Source organism: Pseudomonas sp. P5_A2_2 (genome assembly GCF_054177685.1).
Map to the genome: position 1 here is coordinate 1 of NZ_JBGCUL010000638.1, position 2625 is coordinate 2625.

Here is a 2625-nt window from a genome sequence, read left to right on the forward strand (position 1 = left end):
CTTGAACGCCGTGCGCCAGGAGATTCTTGAGCACGGTTCGGCACGCAATATTTCCGCGATCGCCATGGGCTGGGGGTTCATGCACCTGGGGCGTTTTTCCACCGAGTACCGCAAGCTGTTCGACGAAACCCCCAGCATGACCCTGCAGCGCAACGAAGCCCGGCGCCTGCACGGGCTTTGAAGGTCGGCGTCCTTATTTGCGTACCACCAGATCCAGCAATTGCTCGCGCTCCTTGATTTTTTGCAGGACGATTTCCGAACGTATATCGGTGACGCCGGCGGTACGGTTGAGGTGGTTGACGATGAAATCCGAGAAGTGTTTGAGGTTGCGGGTCTGGACCCGCAACACATAGTTGCTCGCCCCGGTAACGACATAGGCAGTGACCACCTCCGGCCACTGCTGAACCTTCTTGATGAAGGTCTCGTGCCAGTCCTCGACGTCCTGTCGCAGCGACACATGAACGATGGCTTCCAGTTCAATGCCCAGCCGCTCGGCATTCAGCACCGCGCGATAGCCGGTGATGATTCCTTCGCTTTCCAGCAGGCGCAAACGACGCAGGCAAGCCGACGGTGACAAGGCGACTTTCTCCGCCAATTCCTGATTGCTGATACGGCCATCCTGTTGCAATTGATGCAGGATTCGCAGGTCTGTCGAGTCAAGATTCATGGTTTGAATAAATCCGCGGTTATTGGGCATTGATTCGAATATTCTGCGAAATAACTACTATATGACCGGTTACTTTGCACGAAAATTCTTCAAAGGTTCGTTCATTATCTCTCCATCGAAAGGCAAGCGAATCACCTGGTTCCGGTCAGTTAGGTTTCTGAACACTGCAGTCCTTGTGGGAGCGAGCTTGCTCGCGATGGGGGCCGAATGTTCAACATCAATGTTGACTGACCTGTCGCAATCGCGAGCAAGCTCGCTCCCACAGATTTCGAGTGTTAACTGATCAGTATCAGGTGAATTGCCTTTATTCAGGGCGCCTGAACCGGCTGCTGCAACCTGCCCGGATGGCGTCGCATAACAAAAAACAGGACACCCAATGACGACAAGAAACAGTTGCCTGGCGCTTGATGCCCAGGACGCGCTGGCGCCCCTGCGCCAGCAGTTTGCGCTCCCCGAGGGCGTTATTTATCTCGATGGCAATTCCTTGGGGGCGCGGCCGGTCGCTGCATTGGCCCGGGCGCAAGCGGTGGTCGCCGAGGAGTGGGGCAACGGCTTGATCCGCAGCTGGAACAGCGCAGGCTGGCGCGAGCTGTCGGAGCGTCTGGGCAACCGCCTGGCGGGCTTGATCGGTGCGGGGGAGGGGGAAGTCGTGGTGACCGATACCACTTCGATCAACCTGTTCAAAGTGCTGGGCGCCGCTTTGCGCGTTCAGGCCACCAGGTCGCCGCAGCGACGGGTGATCGTCAGCGAATCGAGCAATTTCCCCACCGACCTGTACATCGCCGAAGGCCTCGCGCAGATGCTGCAACAGGGTTACACCCTGCGTCTGGTAGACAGTCCTGAAGCGTTACCGCAAGCGATTGACCAGGACACGGCGGTGGTCATGCTCACCCACGTCAATTACAAGACCGGCTACATGCACGACATGCAGGCTCTGACCGCGCTGACCCACGAATGTGGCGCGCTGGCCATCTGGGACCTGGCACATTCCGCTGGCGCCGTGCCGGTCGACCTGCACCAGGCGGGTGCCGATTACGCCATCGGCTGCACCTACAAGTACCTCAATGGCGGGCCGGGTTCGCAGGCCTTTGTCTGGGTTTCGCCACAGTTGTGCGATCTGGTGCCGCAGCCGTTGTCCGGCTGGTTCGGCCACTCGCGGCAGTTCGCCATGGAGTCGCATTACGAGCCGAGCAGCGGCATCGCGCGCTACCTGTGCGGTACCCAGCCGATTACCTCTTTGGCGATGGTTGAGTGCGGCCTGGACGTGTTCGCCCAGACCGACATGGCCAGCTTGCGCCGCAAATCCCTGGCTCTGACGGACCTGTTCATCGAATTGGTCGAGCAGCGTTGCGCGGCTCACGAACTGAAGCTGATCACACCCCGTGAGCACGCCAGACGAGGCAGTCACGTCAGCTTCGAACACCCGGAAGGTTATGCGGTGATCCAGGCCCTGATCGAGCGTGGCGTGATTGGTGACTACCGCGAGCCACACATCATGCGTTTCGGCTTCACCCCGCTGTACACGACCTTCACCGAAGTCTGGGATGCGGTACAGATCCTCGGCGAGATCCTCGACCGGAACACCTGGTCGCAAGCGCAATTCCAGGTTCGCCACAGCGTGACCTGAACCCTGAGGCGTCCGTGTCCTGCTGCGGGAACTTCCCTGCGGCAGGGCTTCGGCCGCCGGCAATAACCAGTTCTGCAATCACAATAATAAGGAGCACGCAGAATGAAACTGTCCCTCTGGCCTGCCTTGCCGCTCGCCATCTCCAGTTGCCTTGGCCAAATGGCCTGTGCCGCCTCTGACAACGGATTTGTCGAAGACAGCAGCCTGACCCTGACCAACCGTAACTTCTATTTCTATCGCAATAACCTCAACAACCCGGGTGGTCAGAACTATCGGGACGAGTGGGCCCACGGGATCATGCTCGATTACCGCTCCGGCTACACCCAGGGAA

General features: G+C 58.9%; 4 protein-coding genes. 3 read left to right on the forward strand and 1 reads right to left on the reverse strand.

Features of this window, described 5'->3' with window-relative positions; translation table 11 throughout:
• Positions 1–181: helix-turn-helix domain-containing protein (locus ACXRVY_RS23475; RefSeq protein WP_458238369.1), on the forward strand; the 181-nt coding region annotated here is incomplete at its 5' end.
• A 12-nt stretch (positions 182–193) separates the two neighbouring features.
• Here the strand turns inward: ACXRVY_RS23475 and ACXRVY_RS23480 are convergent.
• Positions 194–667, reverse strand: coding sequence for an Lrp/AsnC family transcriptional regulator (locus ACXRVY_RS23480; RefSeq protein WP_223463364.1), 474 nt, complete (start codon positions 665–667; stop codon positions 194–196).
• 376 nt (positions 668–1043) lie between these two features.
• On the opposite strand from ACXRVY_RS23480, the gene kynU reads away from it, so the two are divergent.
• A complete protein-coding gene (gene kynU, locus ACXRVY_RS23485; RefSeq protein WP_223463365.1) occupies positions 1044–2294 on the forward strand; it encodes a kynureninase in 1251 nt (416 codons plus the stop codon).
• Positions 2295–2396: 102 nt separating this feature from the next.
• A partial coding sequence (locus ACXRVY_RS23490) for an OprD family outer membrane porin (RefSeq protein ID WP_458238370.1) occupies positions 2397–2625 on the forward strand: 229 nt, incomplete at its 3' end.